Source organism: Paracoccus pantotrophus, from assembly GCF_008824185.1.
In the GTDB taxonomy this organism is placed as follows: domain Bacteria; phylum Pseudomonadota; class Alphaproteobacteria; order Rhodobacterales; family Rhodobacteraceae; genus Paracoccus; species Paracoccus pantotrophus.
Genome location: NZ_CP044424.1, coordinates 1 through 20928, shown reverse-complemented (window position 1 = coordinate 20928; position 20928 = coordinate 1). Strand labels below are relative to the sequence as shown.

15 protein-coding genes and 2 pseudogenes are annotated in these 20928 nt (G+C 64.2%); 8 read left to right on the top strand and 9 right to left on the bottom strand.

What is annotated here, in order from left to right:
* Nucleotides 1–143: 143 nt before the first annotated feature.
* Nucleotides 144–656, bottom strand: a pseudogene (locus ESD82_RS22115) (MOFRL family protein); the annotation flags it as partial.
* Here ESD82_RS22115 and ESD82_RS07480 point away from each other — a divergent pair.
* Nucleotides 649–2175 (top strand): annotated as a pseudogene (locus ESD82_RS07480) (type I restriction enzyme subunit R domain-containing protein); the annotation flags it as partial. The pseudogenes ESD82_RS22115 and ESD82_RS07480 overlap by 8 nt on opposite strands.
* Before the next feature lie 20 nt (nt 2176–2195).
* Here ESD82_RS07480 and ESD82_RS07475 read toward each other — a convergent pair.
* A protein-coding gene (locus tag ESD82_RS07475; protein WP_114669626.1) for an IS3 family transposase occupies nt 2196–3385 on the bottom strand; the annotation gives its coding sequence in 2 pieces (ribosomal slippage) (nt 2196–3133 and nt 3133–3385; 1191 coding nt in all).
* 173 nt (nt 3386–3558) lie between these two features.
* Nucleotides 3559–4563: a saccharopine dehydrogenase NADP-binding domain-containing protein gene (locus ESD82_RS07470; protein ID WP_147429491.1), complete on the bottom strand. Its 1005-nt coding sequence runs from the start codon at nt 4561–4563 to the stop codon at nt 3559–3561.
* 87 nt (nt 4564–4650) lie between these two features.
* Here ESD82_RS07470 and ESD82_RS07465 point away from each other — a divergent pair, with 87 nt between their 5' ends.
* From ESD82_RS07465 to ESD82_RS21745, 7 genes are all read left to right on the top strand, one after another.
* Nucleotides 4651–5031, top strand: coding sequence for a winged helix-turn-helix transcriptional regulator (locus ESD82_RS07465; RefSeq protein WP_147429492.1), 381 nt, complete (start codon nt 4651–4653; stop codon nt 5029–5031).
* A 437-nt stretch (nt 5032–5468) separates the two neighbouring features.
* The gene (locus tag ESD82_RS07460) at nt 5469–6506 is read left to right on the top strand and encodes a HamA C-terminal domain-containing protein (protein ID WP_147429493.1); all 1038 of its coding nucleotides are present in this window, start codon (nt 5469–5471) and stop codon (nt 6504–6506) included.
* A 28-nt stretch (nt 6507–6534) separates the two neighbouring features.
* Entirely contained in the window at nt 6535–9060 is a 2526-nt protein-coding gene (locus ESD82_RS07455; RefSeq protein ID WP_147429494.1) for a DEAD/DEAH box helicase, read from the top strand.
* Between the two features lie 272 nt (nt 9061–9332).
* Nucleotides 9333–10694 (top strand): DUF262 domain-containing protein, encoded by a 1362-nt coding sequence (locus tag ESD82_RS07450; protein WP_151208813.1) that lies wholly within the window; start codon nt 9333–9335, stop codon nt 10692–10694.
* Nucleotides 10691–11863: an AAA family ATPase gene (locus tag ESD82_RS07445; protein WP_147429440.1), complete on the top strand. Its 1173-nt coding sequence runs from the start codon at nt 10691–10693 to the stop codon at nt 11861–11863. The genes ESD82_RS07450 and ESD82_RS07445 overlap by 4 nt, the downstream gene beginning before the upstream one ends.
* A gap of 9 nt (nt 11864–11872) precedes the next feature.
* Entirely contained in the window at nt 11873–12718 is an 846-nt protein-coding gene (locus tag ESD82_RS07440) for a hypothetical protein (protein WP_147429441.1), read from the top strand.
* Nucleotides 12719–13060: 342 nt separating this feature from the next.
* Nucleotides 13061–13237 carry a thioredoxin domain-containing protein gene (locus ESD82_RS21745; RefSeq protein WP_167521726.1) on the top strand — a complete coding sequence of 59 codons (177 nt, stop codon included), beginning with the start codon at nt 13061–13063 and terminating at the stop codon, nt 13235–13237.
* A 573-nt stretch (nt 13238–13810) separates the two neighbouring features.
* Here the strand turns inward: ESD82_RS21745 and ESD82_RS07435 are convergent.
* The 6 genes from ESD82_RS07435 to ESD82_RS07410 form a co-directional block, all read right to left on the bottom strand.
* Nucleotides 13811–15994 carry a hybrid sensor histidine kinase/response regulator gene (locus ESD82_RS07435; protein WP_208852057.1) on the bottom strand — a complete coding sequence of 728 codons (2184 nt, stop codon included), beginning with the start codon at nt 15992–15994 and terminating at the stop codon, nt 13811–13813.
* Nucleotides 15994–17148: an FIST signal transduction protein gene (locus ESD82_RS07430; RefSeq protein ID WP_104491161.1), complete on the bottom strand. Its 1155-nt coding sequence runs from the start codon at nt 17146–17148 to the stop codon at nt 15994–15996. Before ESD82_RS07430 ends, ESD82_RS07435 begins: the two co-directional genes overlap by 1 nt.
* Nucleotides 17149–17187: 39 nt before the next feature.
* Entirely contained in the window at nt 17188–17916 is a 729-nt protein-coding gene (locus ESD82_RS07425; protein ID WP_147429443.1) for a LuxR C-terminal-related transcriptional regulator, read from the bottom strand.
* A gap of 81 nt (nt 17917–17997) precedes the next feature.
* Nucleotides 17998–18402: a hypothetical protein gene (locus tag ESD82_RS07420; RefSeq protein ID WP_147429444.1), complete on the bottom strand. Its 405-nt coding sequence runs from the start codon at nt 18400–18402 to the stop codon at nt 17998–18000.
* Nucleotides 18384–19004, bottom strand: coding sequence for a pentapeptide repeat-containing protein (locus tag ESD82_RS07415; RefSeq protein ID WP_147429445.1), 621 nt, complete (start codon nt 19002–19004; stop codon nt 18384–18386). Before ESD82_RS07415 ends, ESD82_RS07420 begins: the two co-directional genes overlap by 19 nt.
* Nucleotides 19005–19077: 73 nt before the next feature.
* The gene (locus tag ESD82_RS07410) at nt 19078–20928 is read right to left on the bottom strand and encodes a PQQ-dependent methanol/ethanol family dehydrogenase (protein WP_147429446.1); all 1851 of its coding nucleotides are present in this window, start codon (nt 20926–20928) and stop codon (nt 19078–19080) included.

The following is a 20928-nucleotide window of genomic DNA, read 5'->3' as shown; positions in this document are numbered from 1 at the left end:
GCCACACAGATTGAGGCAGAGCCGATTTAGGGGCAACGCGACACCGACGCTCGCCGCTATTTGCCGCGCGCGCTAGAACCCGTGAAGTTGCTCAGCAGCAGCTCGACCACGCCGTTCTACGCGAAAGATAGACCTACCCGAGGTCAGCGAATAAGGATTGCGCGGAAATCATTGACGTTCGTGCCGGTTGGTCCGGTCACATGGAAGTCGCCGATGGTGGAGAATGCGGTATAGCTGTCGTTGCGATCCAACATTTCGCGCGGATCGATTCCAGCGGCGCGCAGACGTCGCACTGTCGTTCCGTCGGCGAAAGCGCCGGCATTGTCCTCGGAGCCGTCGATGCCGTCCGTATCGGCCGCCAGAACCTCGATGGCGTGGCCGTCGATGGCAAGCGCCATGGCGAGCGCGAATTCACCGTTTCGGCCGCCCCGCCCGCCCCTTCCCCGCAATGTCACCGTCGTCTCGCCGCCGGAAAGCAGCACGGCCGGTCGCGAAAACGGGCGGCCGCGCGCCAGCACCTCGCGGGCGATCGCGGCATGGACGAGCGCCACGTCGCGCGCCTCGCCTTCCATCGCATCCGATAGGATCACCGGCATGACGCCGCGGCCCCGTGCCTCGTCCGCAGCAGCCTCCAGCGAAACACGCGCCGAGGCGATCTTTGCCTTTGAGCGCACGACCGGCGTGGTGGCGACGATCACCAATGAATCGGGGGCGAAAAGCGGCCAGCTGGCCGAGGCGCTGGCGGGCGGCAAGAAGATCGTCGTCTGCACCATCCAGACCTTTCCCTTTGCGCTGAAGGCGGTGCAGGAGCTGGCCGCGACCAGCGGCAAGCGGTTCGCGGTGATCGCCGACGAGGCCCATTCCAGCCAGACCGGCGAGGCGGCGTCCAAGCTGAAGCAGGTCCTGTCCGCCGAGGAACTGGCCGAATTACAGGATGGCGGCGAGATCAGCGCCGAAGACGTGCTGGCCGCGAATATGGCCGCCAAGGCGGGATCGTCGGGGATCAGCTTCATCGCCTTCACCGCGACGCCCAAGGCCAAGACGATGGAACTGTTCGGCCGCCGCCCCGACCCGGCTGCCCCTGCCGGGCCTGGAAATCTGCCCGCGCCGTTCCACGTCTATTCGATGCGGCAGGCCATCGAGGAGGGCTTTATCCTCGACGTTCTGAAGAATTACACGCCCTATGCGCTGGCCTTCAAGCTGGCCAATGGCGGCGCGGAAATGGACGACCGCGAGGTCGAGCGCAGCACGGCGCAGAAGGCACTGATGCAGTGGGTCAAGCTGCATCCCTGGAATATCGCACAGAAGGTGGCGATCGTGGTCGAGCATTACCGCTCGATGGTGATGCCGCTTTTGGGCGGGCAGGCCAAGGCGATGGTGGTGGTGGAAAGCCGCAAGGAGGCTGTGCGCTGGCAGATCGCCATGCAGAAATACATCGCATCCCAGGGCTATGGCCTTGGCACGCTGGTTGCCTTTTCCGGCGAGGTGATCGACCCCGACAGCGGCCCCGAGCCGTTTACCGAAACGTCAAAGGTGCTGAACCCCGGCCTGCGCGGTGATATTCGCGAAAGCTTCAAGGGGCCGGAGTTCCACGTACTGATTGTCGCGAACAAATTCCAGACCGGCTTTGACCAGCCGCTTTTGTGCGGGATGTATGTTGATCGGCGGCTGGCGGGCATCCAGGCGGTGCAGACGCTGTCGCGGTTGAACCGGGCATGGTCCTCGGGCGGGATTACCAAGGATACGACCTATATCCTCGATTTCGCCAACAGCGCCGAGGACATCCTGACCGCCTTCCGCACCTATTACGAGACGGCCGAGCTGGAGGCTGTCACCGATCCCGATCAGGTGCTGGATCTGCGCGCGAAACTGGACGCGCTTGGCTATTACGACGATTTCGAGGTGGATCGCGTTGTGCGGGCAGAGCTGGACCCGAGGGCGAACCACGCCAGCCTGTCCGCCGCCATCGAGCCGGTGGCGGATCGGTTGCTAAAATCCTTCCGCGCGGCCAAGGATGCCGAGATCGCGGCCCGTGCCGCTGGCGATGACAAAGCTGCGCTGGCCGCCAAACAGACGCAGGATGCCCTGACTGTGTTCAAGGCCAATATGGGCGCCTTCCTGCGGCTTTATGCCTTCCTGTCGCAGATCTTCGACTATGGTTCGACCGCCATCGAAGCTGACCTGCCCCTGAACTTTCATCCAGCCGCGACCGGAGCCCGGTTAGTGTTTACGCCAATTGGCGCAGGTTGAGCAATCGCCCGACGCGCGGAGCTTTCATCTCGCGCAGCGGGGCGGGCGATTGCGGCGGTCAGGGTCCGCGCGTAGTCAGCCGGGGCCTGGTAGTCCAAGGCCGAGTGCGGGCGTTCGGTGTTGTAGTCGGCAGCCCAGGCGGCGATCACGATACGGGCATGGGCCAGGTTGCGGAACATGGTCTCGTTGAGCAGCTCGTCCCGCATCCGCCCGTTGAAACTTTCCACAAATCCGTTCTGCATCGGCTTGCCCGGGGCGATGTAATGCCACTCAATGTCGCGATCGGCGGCAAAGGTTAAGATCGCGTTACTGGTCAGTTCGGTGCCGTTGTCAGAGACGATCATCCCGGGCTTTCCGCGGCGTTCGATCAGGGCGGCCAGTTCTCGCGCCACGCGCCGCCCCGAGATTGAGGTGTCCGGGATCGCCGCCAAACATTCCCGGGTCACGTCATCGACGATGTTCAGCACCCGGAATCTTCGCCCGCAATCGAACTGGTCATGGACGAAATCCAGCGACCAGCGTGCATTGGGCCGCGCCTCGACCAGGATAGGGGCCCGTGTTCCGACCGCCTTGCGCCGTGCCTTCCGCTTGCGCACCGTCAGCCCTTCTTCGCGGTAGAGCCGATAGATCCGATTGATCCCCGAGGGCTCGCCCTCGCGGCGCAGCAATACGAACAAGCGCCGGTAACCGAACCGCCGGCGCTCGTTGGCCAAGTCCCGCAACCGACCGCGTAACGCCGTATCCGGCGCGCGTCGGGATCGATAGCGGATCATCATTCGATCCGCGCCGACGATGTGACAGGCCCGCCGTTCCGAGAGGCCATGCTCGGCCCGAAGATACGCAACGGCTTCACGCTTCACGGCGGGCCCTACCACTTTTTTGCAACCAGGTCCTTCATCGCCGCCAGATCCAGCATCTGCTCGGCCAGCAGCTTCTTCAGCTTGGCGTTCTCATCCTCGAGCCCCTTCAGCCGCTTCGCCTCCGACACCGTCATGCCGCCGAACTTGGCCTTCCAGTTGTAGAAGGTGCCTTCCGACATGCCGTGCTTGCGGCACAGGTCAGCGCACTTCGCGCCTGCCTCATGCTCTGCCAGGATGCCGATGATCTGTTCGTCCGTGAATCTCGTTCGCTTCATTGTCCGTCCTCAAGTTGGGCCGGACTCTAATCGCATCTGGAGGAAAAATCCCGGGGCAGGTCAGTACGGCCTCGGTCCCGCAGGGCTGCGCTCCTGATTGCCATGTCCGCTAACTGCTCAAAGCATCCGGATTCATGTATCCAGTCAAACGTCAGTTCGACGGGAAGGCTCCCCTACGAATTTGCGTCAGAGAAGGTGATCTGTTGCGCGGATAACGCGCCAGACATATCCGCCAGGCGCAATACGTCATCGAGATGCCTCACGCCTTGCACCCGCATGCCCTCAATCCGCAGCGCGACTTCCGCAGCAACCTGCGCCGTAATCTCTGCCTCCTCGCGGCCCTCCAGGGACAGGCGACATGCAGGTGCCTCCCTGTCATTGGCATAGGCCTCGACGACCAGCGCCGCTCGGTCACTGCCGATCCTGAGGAAGGGCATGCTGTGCGCAAGGGCCCGTCGCAGGGCAGGTCGCCCCGCGCTCCATGCCAGCGCCCTCAAGGTCAGGGGGGCGATGAGCGGTGACGCCAGGGCCAGCCGAGTCTCGACCTCCGGGAAACCCCGGCGCATCAGGCTGTGTTGATCGGAAAAGTCGAACGGGATCGATGGCAGCGGCCGACGGTCATCTCCGAAGCGCAGTGGCTGGATCTCGCCGGGGGCAAGCGGCGCCAGACTGCGCAAGGTCCAGTCGATCGCCGCCGTACCGTGGCTGTCGCCCAGTCCCAGCAGGACACCAATACGAAAACGGGTCGCATCCGGGCTCTGCGCGCGCGCTTCCTGCACCAGGAGGTTGGTCAACCCCGGCGCTAGGCCGACCGACAGGACGGCCAGCGCACCGGTGCCCCTCGCCAGGTCATCCAGTTGCTCGATCCGGCGCAGCACCGAGTCTGTGGCCGAGATGTCGATCAGGCGCACCCCACGCTCCAGAACGGCCCGTGCCAGCTCCGCCGACCGCGTGTCGAGACAACAAATCACCACCGAGGCCGTCGACAGGGGCTTTGTCCAGGTTTCAGGGCGCTCGAGATCCAGTATCGTTGCCTCGCAGCCCAATCGAGCCGCCACCGTCCTTGCCTTTGCACCGTCGCGCCCGGCCAGCATCACCGGTCTGCGGGCGGCCACCAGCCGGCGCGCGATCCTCTGCCCTACATGGCCATAGCCACCGATAATGAGTATTCGTCCCATGTCATGTTCCTCATGCGTTCGGAGCTGCTAGACTGCCCGCGAACGCCTAGAACACGCCGACTCTGGACTAACCAAATGGGAAGCCCGATGCCTGAACCCAAAGCTGCCACGGCCGCCGTTTGCCGTCCCGACGAATGCCTTGCCGAGGACTGGCTGGCTTTTCTGGGTCACCGATGGAACGCCCTGCTGCTGTGGCACCTTTCAAGCGGACCAAGGCGATATTCCGAACTCCAGGCGCTCTTGCCGCGGATCTCGCCGAAGGTTCTGACCGACAGGATTGCCGGGCTGACGCGCCGCAATCTGGTGCAACGGACAGAGACGAATACCTATCCGCGCGAAGTCACCTACCGCCTGACCGCGCGAGGAGAGGCCCTCCGCACCATCTTGTCCGAGCTCTACGACTGGGCAGCGGATGTCGTCCATGAAGATGCGCTCGCCGTCCCGCAGGCGGCTGAAAGAGCGCGGTGACGCCAGCTTTGGCCGCAAGCGAAGTCAGCTACCAGTGTGGTGCCGTCGACCAGGGATGACGTAGCGGTGGTCAGCTTCTTGTGCCGAAATGGCGGAAGGGCCGGGCATCGCCCACAGCGAACCTTTGTCCCGGTCGGGGCGGATGACCGCTCCCGGCCCTTAGGCGCCGCTCAGATTCCCCGGGTGCTGCAATGCCGCATTCTCCAAAGCTGCCCTTCGAGGTGTGAAGCGGCAAAGACGAACGGTCTTTACTCGCACACCTTGTCTGGCATCTCCAGTTACTTGCTGTATTTTGGAGCCATTGCTAAAATTCGTGCAATTGACGGCATGCCGTAGCCAAGCATAACATCTGATTTCAATGTCAAACACATTTGAACTCCGACGATAAGTGAGAATAGCGACAGTATGAAGATCGCGCCCCGTGGGCCTGTGCTCCGTTGACCGATACCGCCGCCGCTCCGTCCTCACCGCCGACAGGCCCCCTCGAGGATGCGCTCGCGTCGCTCAAGCGCGATCTATCGAAGCTGTCGACGCGGCTCAAGTCAGTCGATCACACCGTCACGACCGAGTGCAAGGCGCTGACACTCCGTCTTCACTATCCCGCGTTTCGGCAGCGGAAGCCAATGATGTCCGAACTGGTGGACACCGTTTCGACGTACATCGTCAATTTCTGCCTGCCCCGGCAGCAGGTAGCGGACCTTAACGAGCAGTATGGGAAGGTTTCTCCCGAGGAGTTCACAACAATGTTCGAGGTGCTTCGTCAGGAGGCATTCGATCTCTTCAAACGCGCCCACGTCGCGACGAACCGCAACGGCGAAGCCGGCGAGTTGATACTTTATCTGCTGACAGAATGGCTCCTCGAGGCGCCCCAGATCGTCGCGAAGATGTCGCTAAAGACCAATACGGAGATGCCAGTGCACGGTGCGGACGGAGTACACGTCCGCTACTGTGCGGCCACGGGGCGACTATACATCTATTGGGGCGAGGCGAAACTCTACGGCAACCTGGATCAGGCCATCACAGAGGCGGCGAAGTCGATCGCCGAGTCACTGGACGACAAGAAGATCAAGCACGAGATCACGCTGGTAAAGCGGCACCTCGACCTTTCCGGCTTAAAGCCTGACGCTAAGAAAGCGATGCTCGACTTCCTCGATCCGTACGGATCGGGATACGCGAACCGCCACGATGTGATCTCCTGCCTTGTCGCCTTCGACTTCGACGCCTTCGCCGCTGCGCTGATCTCCGAGACCGATGCGGAGGAGGAGTTCCGGAAGCTAGCCCTCGCCAAGCTTGGCGAGGCCGCCCCGAAGATCGCCAAGGCGCTTAAGACTAAAGGCATCGCGCATCAGGAGGTCGAGATGTTCATCATGCCTGTACCATCCGTGGCGACACTGCGGGACCTGTTTCAGGACAAGATCGGCTGGAAGCATCCGGCCGCCAAGAAGGCACCGAAGAAGAGCGCCGTCAGTAACTAGACGCGTAGGAGGTGGGGGACGTCGATCGATGCAGGAACTGGCCGATCAAATCTGGAGCAACAGCCGATTCCACGACGCGGCAGCACTCGCCCATCGGACGTGGCTGGGGCGCGAGCTGGGAAGACCGCTCGACCCTGAGGTGACCATGGAGGAAGCGGTACGCCTGATGCAGGCCTCTGCGATCTTGGCCTGCTCCAAGGACCCGCTGCATCGGCGGCAGGCATACCGTTCGGCGACCATGACGTATGAGGTAATAGGCGCGAAGACATTGCCCATGCAGCAGGCGCTTCGTGTCGTGCTGGCTCGGCTCGGCAACTTCCCTGCGCTGGAAACGCGCGAGGAGGTCGGCCGCGCCGCCGGGGACCTGCCGTTGGATCTAGCGATCGAGGAGATGGCCTTATCTGATCGGCGCCGCGTCCTTCTTCGGGATCGCCCGGCGCTACTGACGAGCTTTCAGCACGACTTGTGGAGTAAGCTCGGCGAAGGGCGCAGCGTTGCAGTCGCCGCGCCGACTTCCGCCGGAAAGTCCTTCATTCTGCAGGGCCATCTCGCCCGCGTGTTCCAAGAGGCCGGGGCGCATATCGTCGTCTATCTCGTGCCGACCCGCGCCCTGATCGCTCAAGTCGCACGCGATCTGGCAGATCTGTTCTCCGGCACGGAGAGAGCGCCGGAGGTTGTCACCGTGCCCCTCGACGGGGATCAGCCGCTGCCGACGCGAGCGATATTCGTGATGACTCAGGAGCGGACCCAACTGATGCTGGCAGCGCACCCGAATATGAGCGCTGGGATCGTCATCGTCGACGAGGCCCACAGCATTGCCGACCAGGGACGTGGCGTCCTGCTGCAATGGGTCGTGGACGACCTGCTTCGTCGGCGCGCGGATGCGCAGCTGCTTTTTGCCAGCCCAGGCATTCGCAACTTGGATGTGTTCGGCCGCACCTTTGGCCTCGAGAGCGTTGAGACGCTTCCCTCGACAGAACCGACGGTCGCGCAGAACTTCCTGATCGTGCGTGTGATATCGTCGCGCCAGGGCGAATTCTCTGTGTCGAGCATAGAGCCGGGTGGCAAGGAGGCACTGGTCGGCGAATTCGCGATCAAACGGACGATCGCGACAAAAAAGGAGCGCCTCGTCCACATATCGGCAACTCTCGGCAGGGGCGCCCCAACCATCGTTTATGCGAACGGCGCCGCCGAGGCGGAAGATCTGGCCATCCAGCTTGCCGAGCTTTTCGCAGACCGGGAGACGACGCCGCGGCGCGATGCGGTCGCGCAGCTCATCGCCCAGTCGGTTCATCCCTCCTATGTCTTGGCTGCGGCGGTGCGCCGGGGCGTGGGCTTCCACTACTCCAACATGCCGACGTCAGTTCGGCAGGCAGTCGAGGATGCCTTCGCGGATGGCACGATCGACTTTCTCGTTTGTACCAGCACCCTTCTCCAAGGCGTGAACTTGCCGGCCCGCAATGTCTTCATGTGCAAGCCGGAGAAAGGGAAGCAGCGGCCTCTGGAAGGCACCGACTTCTGGAACTTAGCGGGCCGCGCCGGGCGCCTCCGCCGTGAGTTCCAAGGCAACATTTTCCTGATCGACTATGACGAGTGGAAAGCCAAACCACTCGATCATGCGAGGGACAGCGAGATCGTGCCCGCCCTGCAGGAAGGTGTCACCCAGAGGCTGGAGGACCTTGTCGCGACGATGGCCGACGAGGACGGCGACAGCAGGAAGCCGGATGGCGACCTTGAGACCTTGTTCATCCGGCTCTTGGACGATCATTCGCGCGGCGAGCTGTCGACCACGCTGTCGCGGCTGAACGCGGCGGGCGTGCCCTCTGCGTCGACCGAACGCGTCCAACTCGCGATCGACGAGGTGGTTGAGGTCCTGACGCTGCCTGTCGAGGTCGTGCGCCAGAGTCCGAACCTGTCTCCGCATCGCCAGCAAGCGCTTCACGTCGCGCTGCGAACTGCAGCGGGTACTGACAAGGCGGGCGTGCGCGCGCTAATCCCCGCGCATCCGCGCGAAAGCGGAGCGTATGCCTCCTATGCATCGCTGCTAAGGCTCTGCCATACCCACCTGCTAGGTCTTCCGCCAAGCCACGGATCGCACCGCTATCTTGCCCTGATGGCGGTGTTCTGGATGAGGGGCGACCCTCTCCCGAAGATCATCGAGAACGCGATCAACCACGACAAGAAGAAGAGTTCCCGGACGGTGATCCGCAGCACGCTCGAGACCATCGAGAAAGTGATAAGGTTCGAGGTGGTGCGGCTGATGTCATGCTACTGCGCAGTCCTCCTCCAGGTCCTAGACGAGATCGGCCTGTCTGAAATGGCCAGCTCAGTACCGCCGATGTCGCTTTATCTCGAGGTCGGCGCCTCCGACCGATCAATGATAAGCTTCATGGGTCTCGGCCTGTCCCGCGTCGCCGCGGCCATTCTCAACGATGCCACCGTCAACAAGAGCATGACTATTCCGGAGGCACGCGCCTGGCTGCAGGATGCTACCCTTGATGCGTACGACCTGTCACCGCTGCTGGTGGAGGAGATACGCCGCGTGGCTCGCTGACGGAGGAGTGCTCTTGGCTGCTTGTGCTGGCCATAGCCAGTCATTGACCTTATCTGCGATGATGTTCCGTAGCGGCCCATTGCGGACAGTAAGCGCGCTACGATACCGCGACACGGCGCTCCTGATAGCTGCCACTTGGGCTTGGCGCAGCGAGGACGGTTCGCGAGGATCGGCTACGCGGGCCTTAGCTTCCGCCCGCTGTACGTGCAGGGCGGTAGATTGTTTCGAACGCTACCGATATATATCGGTCAGAGTCTTTGTTGGAGTGCACCTTGCAAATTCGTATCCGCCTCGCATCGGGAGAACCAGCATCTGTCGGACTGCGACTGGACAAGTCGCAGTCCGACGGGCTTTGCCGCTGGACCGCGGAGGACGTTTTACATGAACTTACGATCACCACGACGGAAGCCGGCCGCATCCTGGGCGTCGAAATGTCCGGGGATATCGGATCAACGCCGGACGAGATCGGCGAAGCGTTCATACAGGCGTTCGCGGAGCGATCAATCCAAGAGGCTGCTGGCATAGAGGTCACTGAGGAATCCGCAGACGGCTCGTCCGAGCCCTTCCCCTACGATCCGGAGTTCATCCGAGTCGACACGAAGCCTTTCAATATCAGCCTCGTCTACGACATGATCAAGGACGGCGACATCAACCTGTCGCCTGATTTCCAGCGCCAATTTGTGTGGACGGATGTTGGCGCCCGGTCGCGACTCATAGAATCGATAATGCTGCGCATTCCACTGCCAGTATTTTACCTCGCCCAGGACTATGAGGGACGCCTGCAGGTGGTCGACGGGCTGCAGCGGCTTACCGTCATCGAGCAATTCCTCGACAACAAACTGCGTTTGCGCGACCTGGAGTATCTTAAGGACGAGGAAGGCAAGGTCTTCCGCCACGACGATCCGGGGCGCTGCATCGACCAGCGTTACCGAAAGCGGATTATGCAGACACAGATCATGATGAACATCATCGATGCCCAGACGCCGGTAGACGTAAAATTCGATATTTTCAAACGTATTAACCAGGGCGGTCGGCCGCTCAACGCTCAGGAAATCCGCAACTGCATGTCGTCGCCGGAGACACGGAAGCTCTTGCACAGCCTGTCCCGGTCACCAGACTTTCTGGCGGCAACTTGCTCGAGCGTGGGCACCGTGCGCATGCAGGATCAGGAGATCGCGCTTCGCTTCGCGGCGTTCCGACTGTCGGACCTTGAGTATCAGGCGCCATATGCCGGTAACATGGAGCGCTTTCTCGACCAAACGATCGAGACGCTCAATCGCAATCCGGGCGCGTTCGATAAACTGGTCCCCGCCTTCGAGCGCGGCATGCGCAATAGCTCGCACCTGTTCGGCGCCTTCGCATTCCGGAAATGCAGTCCGAATGACCTTCTCCCGGGTGCCCGACGCAGGCTCATGAACAACTCTCTGTTTACGACTTGGTCGGTAGTGCTAGCCGAGCTGGAAGAGTCGGAGGTTCAGACGGTCAAGCCCGGGAGTTTTGCCGAGATCGTTGCTCAAGAACTCGACGGGGACTCCAACTATTATGACAGCGTCTCGTTTGGAACGAATGATCGGCGTCGGTTGCTCTATGCGTTCGAAAAGGCTCGAACCCTCTGCACGGAGCATATCGGATGATTAACGACATTCACCTGACTAATTTCAAATGTTTCCAGAAAGTGAAAATCCCACTCAAACGGCTTACCGTGCTGAGCGGCGGAAATGGTGTCGGCAAGTCGAGCGTGATTCAGGCGTTGCTGCTTCTCCGTCAGGCTGGCGATCAAGCCCGTCTGCTAGCCGGGGCCGTTGATCGTACTGATAGGAAGCGTCAGCTATTTAGTATTAATCTCAATGACACGTATAGGCTCAGCTTAGGGAATAGTGCCACACTCACGAACGCGGACATCGACTCTGACACTGTTGTTCTGGGAGTGTCCAGCAACGACACCGAATGTATAATGTGTGGCTTCGAGGCGAGCACTACCAAGCCAACGACGAGTATTGCTTGCGTCGAGGCGTCGGAGGATCTGCTCGAGCGTGCGAGCGTCTTCTCAATCTTCCAACGAGAATTTCACTACCTCGTCGCAGAGCGGGTCGGTCCGCGTGACCTGCAGCCGATGGCCGACCAGCTCTTCACCTCCACTGGCTACAAAGGTGAATTCACGGCCTTCGCGATTTCTCAAGCAGAGGCGGAGAGCCGCATCGTAGCGCCGACCTTATGTATCGAACCTGAATCCAAACTCTTCCGTGTCCAGCTTGAAGCCTGGATGGGGCGGATGGTGCCGGGAGCACAGATTTTCACGACGCCTCATCCTGATCTTAATCGGGTGCAAATGGCGATCGGCCGGCGGGGTGCGACGGCGAAAGCACTTCCCCCAGCCAACACGGGCTTCGGGATCAGTTATGCTCTGCCGGTGGTCGTGAGTGGGCTGCTCGCGGCTCCAGGATCGATGCTGATCGTCGAGAACCCTGAGGCCCACCTCCATCCCGGCGCTCAGACCGCAATTGGAATCTTCCTCGCCTCGGTGGCTTCGGCGGGCGTTCAGGTCCTTGTCGAGACCCATAGCGAGAATGTCCTGAACGGTGTCCGCCTAGCTGTGTTGCGGGACATCATCCCGCACGATGATGCGAGCTTTGTGTTCCTGTCGCTCGGAGAGGGCCCGGGCCAGCCCATCCTTCACCCGATCACAATGGACAAGGCAGCCGAGCTCACGAGTTGGCCACCCGGCTTCTTCGATCAGCAGGGCGCAGACTTAGCCGAGATGATGAAGGCTCGCCGAGCCATAGCCGCTCAGGCCAAGGTCTGACGGTCAAACATGCCAGCAAGCCTCATCCACAGCGTCGAACGATATTATCCGCCGCCAGAGGTGACGCGTGAGGCGTTGATAGGGCGTCTCGAGGCGCTGATCGAGCTCGATGATGAGCTACGCGAAGCTGGGTATGCGATTCATAAGGACAATGACCTCTATTGTACCGAGGTTCTTCCGGACATCGCCCTCTACCAAGTCCTTTGCGAAAGCCTTGAAGGTGTCGGCAGAGACATGCAACGGCAGCTCCAGCTCATGATTGACAGGGCTGTTCCGACGACGATGGCTGAGCTGGAGGCGCGAGGAGCCATCGGCGAGCTTGGCCCTTGGGCGGAGGGGAGAGTGCGGAGCGTCAACTCGCTTACCGGATGGATTGCTGTGATACGAGAGGAGCTCAAGACCTATCAAGGCGATAGGGACGGCTTCATGTTGGAATGCCAACTGGCGTTCCCGAATTTCGTGTTCAGCAAACAATTTCCCGACTGTCTTGGCACATTCAAGGGAGATCTGAACGACTTCGTCGCCGTGATCGTGTCCGCATTGGTCTCTCTTGCCGAAGATATGCCGACATGCATGGAGCAGCCGAACGTAAAAGCGTCCATGAAGGCGTTCACCGCGATATCGGGTTTCGAAACCTCGATGGAAGGGGACGTGAAGCGCAAAGATGCACTGACCTTCCAGTTTGCGGGCAAGGACGGCACAATTCGGATCCTGTGCGAGCCGCATATTAAACTTCATTGCTCAGCCCGTGCCGGCGACACAGAGTATTATTTCCATCGCATTTATTTCTCAAGTGTAGAGCATGCTGAGTTCAAAGGCAGGACGCTCATCGGGCATATCGGCTCGCATCTCTAACGAGGGATATGGTGACCGGAACCAGCCGATCCCCCCGCGGGGTACTTCCCTTAGCAGTAAGTATGCACGCGAATATCGGCGCTTCACCGCACACGCTGCGCGCCGGTTGAGCGGCGGCTCTGGCGCTCTTGCTGCGTTTGCCGTGCCGCATTGCCGTCAGACCGCTTTCCGCCCATTCTTCCTCGATGCTTTCCGTAACCGCGAAGGCGAGAACCGCTGCGATAGCTGGGGTCTCCGCGCTTCTCGCCTTCGCTAACGCTGCGAGCGGTACTTCAGTGGCTCCCGGTGCCGAAGGTCATGCGACTGGGTGCCGAAGCTTAATGCAAGCCGGTGCCGATCCTGATGAGAACCAGCACCAAGGGCATCGGCTACCAGCTGGTCGACCTGACCACGGATGACGAAGCCATGAAGCAGGTCGTCGCCCTCGGCTATCGCCAGGCGCCTGTCGTCGTCGCCGGCGACACGCACTGGGCTGGCTTCCGCCCGGATCTTATCGCAGGTATCAAAGACCCTGCTTAGCCAGGCGACGGGCGCGGGCCGCTTTCACTCGCTCGCAGCCGAAAGGTTGGCCACCCGGTCGCAGACGCCTAATGTCGTCACGCTTATATAGCTTTTGCCCGCTTTCATCGCGACTTCGGCGTTATGGGTCTCGCGATCTGCTATCACCCCACATGCCCCTTTCAGCCAGTCGATCCGGCCAGCATCGAGTGGGCCCAAGTCTGTGTCTTTATAGGCTGTGCCCTATTGTTACGCATTGGTGCTGAACGCGAGTGCGCTTCGCGGGTTCAGGAAGGCCAGCGACGCATCGACGCGAAGGCTGCGGCGCATCGCGACGTTCCACGGCTTGTGGCTTCAGCTGTCTCAGCCGAACGGGCCAACGCACATGATCTCCGTCAACAGGGCGATGGTCCACTTGCCAGTAGACACCCAATGAGTTTGCATTTTTTGCCCAATTGGTTGGGCTTTCGCGGATCTTCGCACCACTTCGCATCCGGGGTCTTCCGACGTCCTCCGATGTCTTCCGCCTTAGTGCAGATATTCGTGTCACACAACATCGGTCGCCGCGCCGCGGGCTGAGGCTTCGGCGCCGGCTCAGCCGGGCTGGCAGACGAAGGCCTCCAGCGTCTCGGGGTCGATGGGCTTGAAGAGGATCTGCAGCCCGGCCTGGCCGGCGGCGCGCCGGGTTTCGGGGCTGCGGTCGGCGGTGATGATGCGGGTCGGGCGCAAGCCGAAGCGGCGGTGCAGCGCCTGCGCCGTCTCGACGCCGCTGGGGCCGTCGCCCAGCTGCTGGTCCAAGAGGTAGATGTCGGGGATGACGCCCATCTCCTCGACCAGGGTCAGCGCCTCGCTGCCGCTGGCGGCCTCGACCACCTCGACGCCGCGGCGTTCCAGCAGCTGCGCGATGGCGCTGCGCAGGTCTTCGTCATTCTCGACCAGCAGCACAATGCGGTCCATGCCCGCCTCGGGCGGGGGCGTGGCGGCGGGGGCCTTGCTGCCGGCGCGGGGCAGGTCATGCGCCAGGGGCAGCTCGACCGAGAAGCGGGTGCCGCGGCCCGGCACCGAATGCAGCCGCAGCCGGTGGTCCAGCAGCGCGCAGGCGCGCTCGACGATGGCCAGGCCCAGCCCCATGCCGTGCGCGGCCGAGGCGGTGCCCTCGACGCGGTGGAACTCGCGGAAGATCGCCTGCTGGTGCTCGGGCGCGATGCCGGGGCCGGTGTCGTGGACCTCGATGCGCAGGCTGCCGCCCTGGCGGCGCACGCCGACCAGCACCCGCCCGGCTTGCGTGTAGCGGATGGCATTGCCGATCAGGTTCTGCAGGATGCGCCGCAGATAGGCCGCGTCGCTTTCCACCGCCAGTTGGCAGGGCATGATGCGCAGTCCCAGGCCCTTGGCGGCGGCAAGCGGCGCGAATTCGTCGGTCAGCTGCGCCAGCAGCAGCTCCATCGACAGGGGCGCGATCTCGATCTCGGTGCCGCCGGATTCCAGCCGCGACAGGTCCAGCAGCGCTCCCAGGATGCCCTCGACGCTGAGAAGCGCGTTATGCGCCTTTTCCAGCGTGGCGCGCAGGGCGCTGTCGCCGGCATCGTCGCGGGCCGAGGCGACGAAGAGCTTGGCGGCCGAGAGCGGCTGCAGCAGGTCGTGGCTGGCCGCCGCGACGAAGCGCACGCGGGCGGAATTCGCGCGCTCGGCATTGGCCAGCGCCGCGGCCAGCTCCTCGGTCCGGGCGGTGACGCGGGCTTCCAGCGTGGCCTTGGCCCGCAGCATGGAATGGATCGCCAGCCGTTCGCGCGTGACATCGGTAAAGGACATCACGAAGCCGCGCTCGGGCATCTCGCGGCCATGCACGTCCAGGATGACCCCCGAGGCGTGCCAGAGCTCGAAGGACAGGGGCAGGCGCGCGCCGCGCATCCGCACCCATTCGCGCAGCTGCGAGGCCGAGAAGCCTTCGTTGAAGCGGGCCTGATACAGCATCCGCACTGCCAGCCGCTCGAAGCTCAGCCCGCGATGCATCAGCGCCGCGGGGATCTCCAGCAGGTCCGCGAGCCGCTGGTTCCAGCCGATCAGCGCGCCATAGGCGTCGAAGATGCCGACGCCCTGGTTGATATGCTCCAGCGTCGCGCGGATCATCCGCGCCTGGTTGTCCAGCAGCTTGCCATGCTCGATACGCTCGGTGCGGATGATGCGGGTCACGTCGGTATGCAGGACCACCGTGCCGCCGTCGAGCGTGCGCTGCTCGCTGACCTGGATCCATCGGTCGCCGGTCAGGCCGATGTTGAAATGCTGCGGCTGCTCGTGGCGCCGCATCCGCTGGGCGATCCAGCCGTCGGCGGTCAGCCCCTCGGGCAGCAGCACCTGCCGCGACCGGCCCAGCAGCTCGACATAGGCCGCGAAGCCGATGCCGGGGACAAGCGCCGGGCGCACATCCGGCAGGTCGGCGCAGAAGCGGCTGTTGCACAGCACCAGCCGGTCCTCGGCGTCGAACAGCGCGAAGCCTTCCTCGATCGCCTCGATGGCCTGCGACAGGTCGCGGCGGGCGCACTCGGCGGTGGCATTGGCGGCGTTCAGCCGCTCCAGCGTCGCCTCGAGATCGCAGGTGCGCTGGCGGACGCGCTCCTCCAGCAGGGCGGCGCGGCGGAATTCCTCGAAGGCGGCGTTGTTCTCGTCCCGGCGCTCCTCGGAATGGCGCATCAGCACCTCGGCGATGACCAGCAGCTTCTCCAGGTTCTGCCCGGCATCGTCGTTACGGTCGATGAGCCAGTCCGAGATGCGCGCCATCAGCCGGGCTCCGCCAGTTGCGTCCCCGGCGGGTAGATCGCGCAGCCGGTCAGGGTGTGGTTGACATGCAGCGGGCCGAATTGCTCGCCATAGGTGGAAAAGCCCCAGACGCGATGCCGGCGCAGCACTTCCGAAACGGCACCGCCCAGCTGCTTCTGCTCGGCCTCGATGCGGCGCAGCACGCAGTCGAAGCCCAGCACCGCCACCGGCGGCACCGGCCCGGCCAGCTGCGACAGCCGCCTGTCCAGATGCGCGGGCAGGTCCTCGGGCTCGGTCAGCGCCAGCACCACGCCCGCGTCGATGGCCGAAAAGAACAGCAACTCGCCCGAAGGCAGCACGCGTTGCACCGCCCGCACGTGATAGCGGCCGCCGACCCGCACGGCGAGCGGATGCGCGGCAAAGGTCAGGTAGTCGATCAGCGCCGGATCCTTGCCCAGGATGCGGGCGTATTCACGCGCCGCCGGCTCGGCATTGATGCGCTGCACGATGCGGGCGGCGGGGTCGGCCCGGGTTACCACCATGCGCCGCTCGGTCGGGTGCAGGTGGTCCATGTTCAGCGCCCGCACCGGGCAAAGCCCGCGCAGCACCGACAGCACCGCCGCGTTGCGCAGCGCCCGGCCGCGATGCAGGACCAGCGTTTCCCGGAATCGCAGCCCGTCCCCGGCCGATCCGCCGATCAGCGGCACATGGCCCGAGCCGGCCGCCAGTGCCGAGGCCAGGTCGTCCTCGCAAAGCGACAGCCCGTCGACCAGCAGCAGGGCGAATTCATGCGGCAGATGCGCCTGCGCACCCGCGAGATCCTGGCGCAGTTGCAGGAAGGCCGCCGCCGCGGCGCTGCGCGACAGGCGGTCGAGGTCGGTCAGCTCCAGCACCTCAGCTGCGAAAAGTCGCGAGGGGAATCCCAGCGCCAGCACCGCGCCTTCGTCATAGCCCGCCTCCGAGATCTCGCCGGCGGTGGTACAGCCGACGACATGGGCGGCGGGCAGGCGCGCCGCGGTCTCGGCAGCGATGCGCGCGACGTCGGCCCGGGGCGAGACAAAGAGCATGACCAGCGCGAAGGGCCCGGGACCAAGGCCCCGCGCCAGCCGGCCGGTCACGTCGGCGTCCTGCGCCGGCGCGCTGGCCCGCGCGATGCAATCCTGCGCTGCGCTCACCCCGGCCTCCCTTCCGCTGTCGCGCCTCCTCCGTCAGGCTTAGCGGTTCACTCCCTCGCTGTCATGGCCTGCGATCTCGGCCCTCGCCTCGGCGGTCATGGCGTTGAAGCTGATGTCCTGGGCGAACAGCACCGCCTGGGTGCGGGTCTGCACCCGCAGCTTGCGCATGATGGCGGTGACATGCGCCTTGACCGTGGTCTCGGCGATCGACAGCTCATGCGCGATCTGCTTGTTCAGCAGCCCGGTGCTGATCAGCTGCAGGATCCGCGCCTGCTGCCGGGTCAGCGAGGCGAGCCGCGCCAGCGCCTCCTCGGCCAGGCTGGGGGTGGCATTGTCCAGCGCCAGCCGGCTGGCATGCACCTCGCCGCGGGCGATGGCGGCGAAGGCCTCGCGGAAGGCCTCGCGCGGGGCGTGCTTGGGCACATAGGCGCTGACCCCGGCCAGCAGCGCGCCGCGCACCACCCGGCGTTCGTCCATGGACGAGACCACGATGATCGGCCGCTCGGCCGCCGCCTGGCGCATGCACACCACGCCTTCCAGCCCGTTCACGTCGGGCAGGTGCAGGTCCAGCACGATCACATCCGGGACCGGCTCGCGCGCCATGCGGTCCAGCGCCTCGGCCAGGCTGCCCACGGCCTCGACCCGGGCGATGCCGACCGGGCCGGTCAGCGTCATCGACAGCGCGTCGCAGAACAGCGGGTGGTCGTCCACGATCAGCGCGGTGTTCAGCGGCCGGATCGTCGGCGGGGGTTGCTGGGCTTGTTCCATCGTTCTGCTCATCTGGCTGCCTCGGCTGGAATGGGTCGAGTCTAGGGGCGGGCGGCGGGGCTGTGAAGCGCGGCGGGGCCGTCACCCCGGGTCTTCCAGCCGGATCAGCCAGCCGCCCGAGGCGTTGACCTGGATGCCGTAGCGCCCCGGCTTCTGGATCAGGAACGAGCCCGCGCCGGCCCCGGCCTGGTGCAGATTCTGGATCACCGCGCCCGATGCGTCCAGCAGATAGACCACCATGATCGCATCCGTGCTTTCGAAGACCAGCCGCGCCGGCCCGTCCAGATCGAAGCGCGGCAGCACCCGGTTGCCGGCGCCGCGATGCTCCAGCGCCGGTTTCCGGGCGGCGAGCCGGTCGTAGCAGGCCAGCCGCAGGGCCTCGTCCGCCTCGGCCCGGCAGGTGCCGAGTGCGGCGGCCAGGTCGAGCCCGGGCGCCGGCGTGGCAGCCAGCGCCGCCGCGGCCAGGATCACCAGTCCACGGGGCATCCCGTGCAGTTCTCCATATGCACCCCCTCCCAGATGGCATAGGGGGCGTGGTTGCCCTCCAGCAGCGCCTCGGCGAAATCGGCGTTGTAGAACTTGGTCTCCATCAGGTTCGCGCCGATCAGCCTGGCGCCGACGAATTTCGACTTGGGCGCCATGGCCGCCTCGAGCGTGGCGGCGGTCAGGTTCGCGCCCGACAGGTCGGCGCCGGCCATCCGGGTATAGTCCAGGTTGGCGCCGGTCAGGTCGGCGTCGCGCATGACCACGCCTTGCAGCTGCCCCATCTGCAGGTTCGCGCCGCGCAGGTCGGCGCCGGTCAGGTCGGCGCCCTTCAGCTCGGCCCCGAACAGGTTGGCCCGCATCAGGTTCGCGCCCTTCAGATCAATGCCGTTCAGCTTCAGCCCGCGCAGGTCGGCATGGCGCAGGTCGGCGCCGGGGCAGGCGGCGCCGGGCCTGATCTCGCAGGTGCTGATGACCAGCGGCCCTTCGCGCGGGGTCGGCTCGTCGACGATGACCGGCCAGCTGCCGCCGGTCTGTTCGGAATTGGCCGCATGGACCCCGGAGGCGAGGGCCAGGGCGGCAAGGAAGGTCAGGCTTCTGAGCATCTTCGGGATCCCTTGGATCGAGGGTGAAGGCCGGGCGGGGACCAACCCCGCCCGCCCGGTTTCGGCGGCTGCCTCACTTCGAGGCGGTCAGCAACTCTTCGGGGATCTCGAAGACCCAGAACGAGCCGCCCTGGCTGACCTGGGTGGTCAGCGTCGCCATGTCGCCGCCCCACAGCGGCACCGCGCCGCCATAGCCCGAAGCGATGCCCAGGTATTGCTTGCCGTCCATTTCCCAGGTGATCGGGGACGAGACGATCCCCGAGCCGGTGTTGAACTTCCACAGCTCCGCGCCGGTCTCGGCGTCGAAGCCCTTGACGAAACCGTCCGAGGTGCCGGTGAAGACCAGGTTGCCGGCCGTGGCCAGCGTGCCGGCCCATAGCGGGAATTCCTCCTTGTGCTCCCATTTCTTCTCGCCGGTGGTCGGGTCGAAGGCGCGCAGCGTGCCGATATGGTCGTCGTAAAGCCGCTTGATGCGGAAGCCCTGGCCCAGATAGGCGGCGCCGGCCTGATAGGTGACGTTCTCGGTCCAGTAATCCTCGGTCCAGTGGTTCGCCGGCACATAGAACAGCCCGGTCTTCTGGCTGTAGGACATCGGGTTCCAGTTCTTGCCGCCCAGGAAGGGGGGCGAGACCTCGATGCTGGCGCCCTTGGTCTCGCCCTCGGCGGGCAGGGGCGGGCGCTGGCCCTCGTTCTCGATCGGGCGGCCGGTCTTCAGGTCGATGCCCTTGGCCCAGGTGATGCCGTCGACGAAGGGGAAGGCGTTGAGCAGCGCCGTCGGCCGGTTGATCTCGCCGCCGCGCTTCGACAGCGCCTCGATGTCGGTGACATAGAAGAAGCCGTTGCGGTCGGCATGGGCGCCGGCGCGATGGGTCTTGCCGTCCTTGTCCTTGTAGTCGAACAGGATGATCTCGTTGTTGCCGGAAAAGTCCCAGGCGTCGTTCGGTGTGTGCTGGTAGAAGCCGACCAGCTCGCCGTTCGAGGGATCGACATAGGCCTGGCCCGAGGTATACAGGCTGTCGCCCGGCGTGCGCGCCCAGGTGTTCCAGGGGGCGGGGTTGCCGGCGCCGACGACGATGGTGTTGGTCTCGGGGTCGTAGCTGGCCGATTGCCAGGGCGCGCCGCCGCCGTGGCTCCAGGCCTCGACCTTGCTGCCGTCGGGATTGTTCGGCCAGCTCGGCGCGGCTGGATCGCCGGTGACGGTGCCCTCCGCGCCAGCCAGCGTGCCCTTGTGCCCCTCGACAAAGGGCCGCATCCAGATCTCCTCGCCGGTTTCGACATCGCGGGCATAGAGCTTGCCGACCACGCCGAACTCGTCGCCCGAGCTGCCGTGGATCAGCATGACGCGGCCGGTCTCCTTGTCCTTCACGATGGTCGGCGCGCCGGTCATCGTGTAGCCGATCTTGTGGTCCTCGAACTTCTTGCGCCAGACGACCTTGCCGGTGTCCTTGTTCAGCGCATAGATGCTGGCGTCCAGCGTGCCGAAAAAGACCTTGTCGCCATAGATCGCCGCGCCGCGGTTCACCACGTCGCAGCAGGGGCGGATGTCCTCGGGCAGGCGGGCCTCGAACTTCCACAGCCGCTTGCCGGTCCTGGCGTCCAGCGCCCACATCCGGGAATAGGACCCGGTGACGTAGATCACCCCGTCATGCACCAGCGCCTGGGTTTCCTGGCCGCGCTGCTTTTCGTCGCCAAAGGAAAACGACCAGGCCGGGCGCAGGTGCTTGACCGTCTCGGCATTGATCTGGTCGAGCGCGGAATAGCGCTGCGCACCCACCCCCAGCCCATACATCAGCACGTCGTCGGTGGTCTCGGCGTCGTTCAGGATGTCCTCCCAGGTGACGGGGCTGGTCTCGGCATGGGCCATCGCCGCGACGCAGGCGAGGGCCAGAACACTGGCCGAGGTCAGTTTCAGAAAGCGATTCAT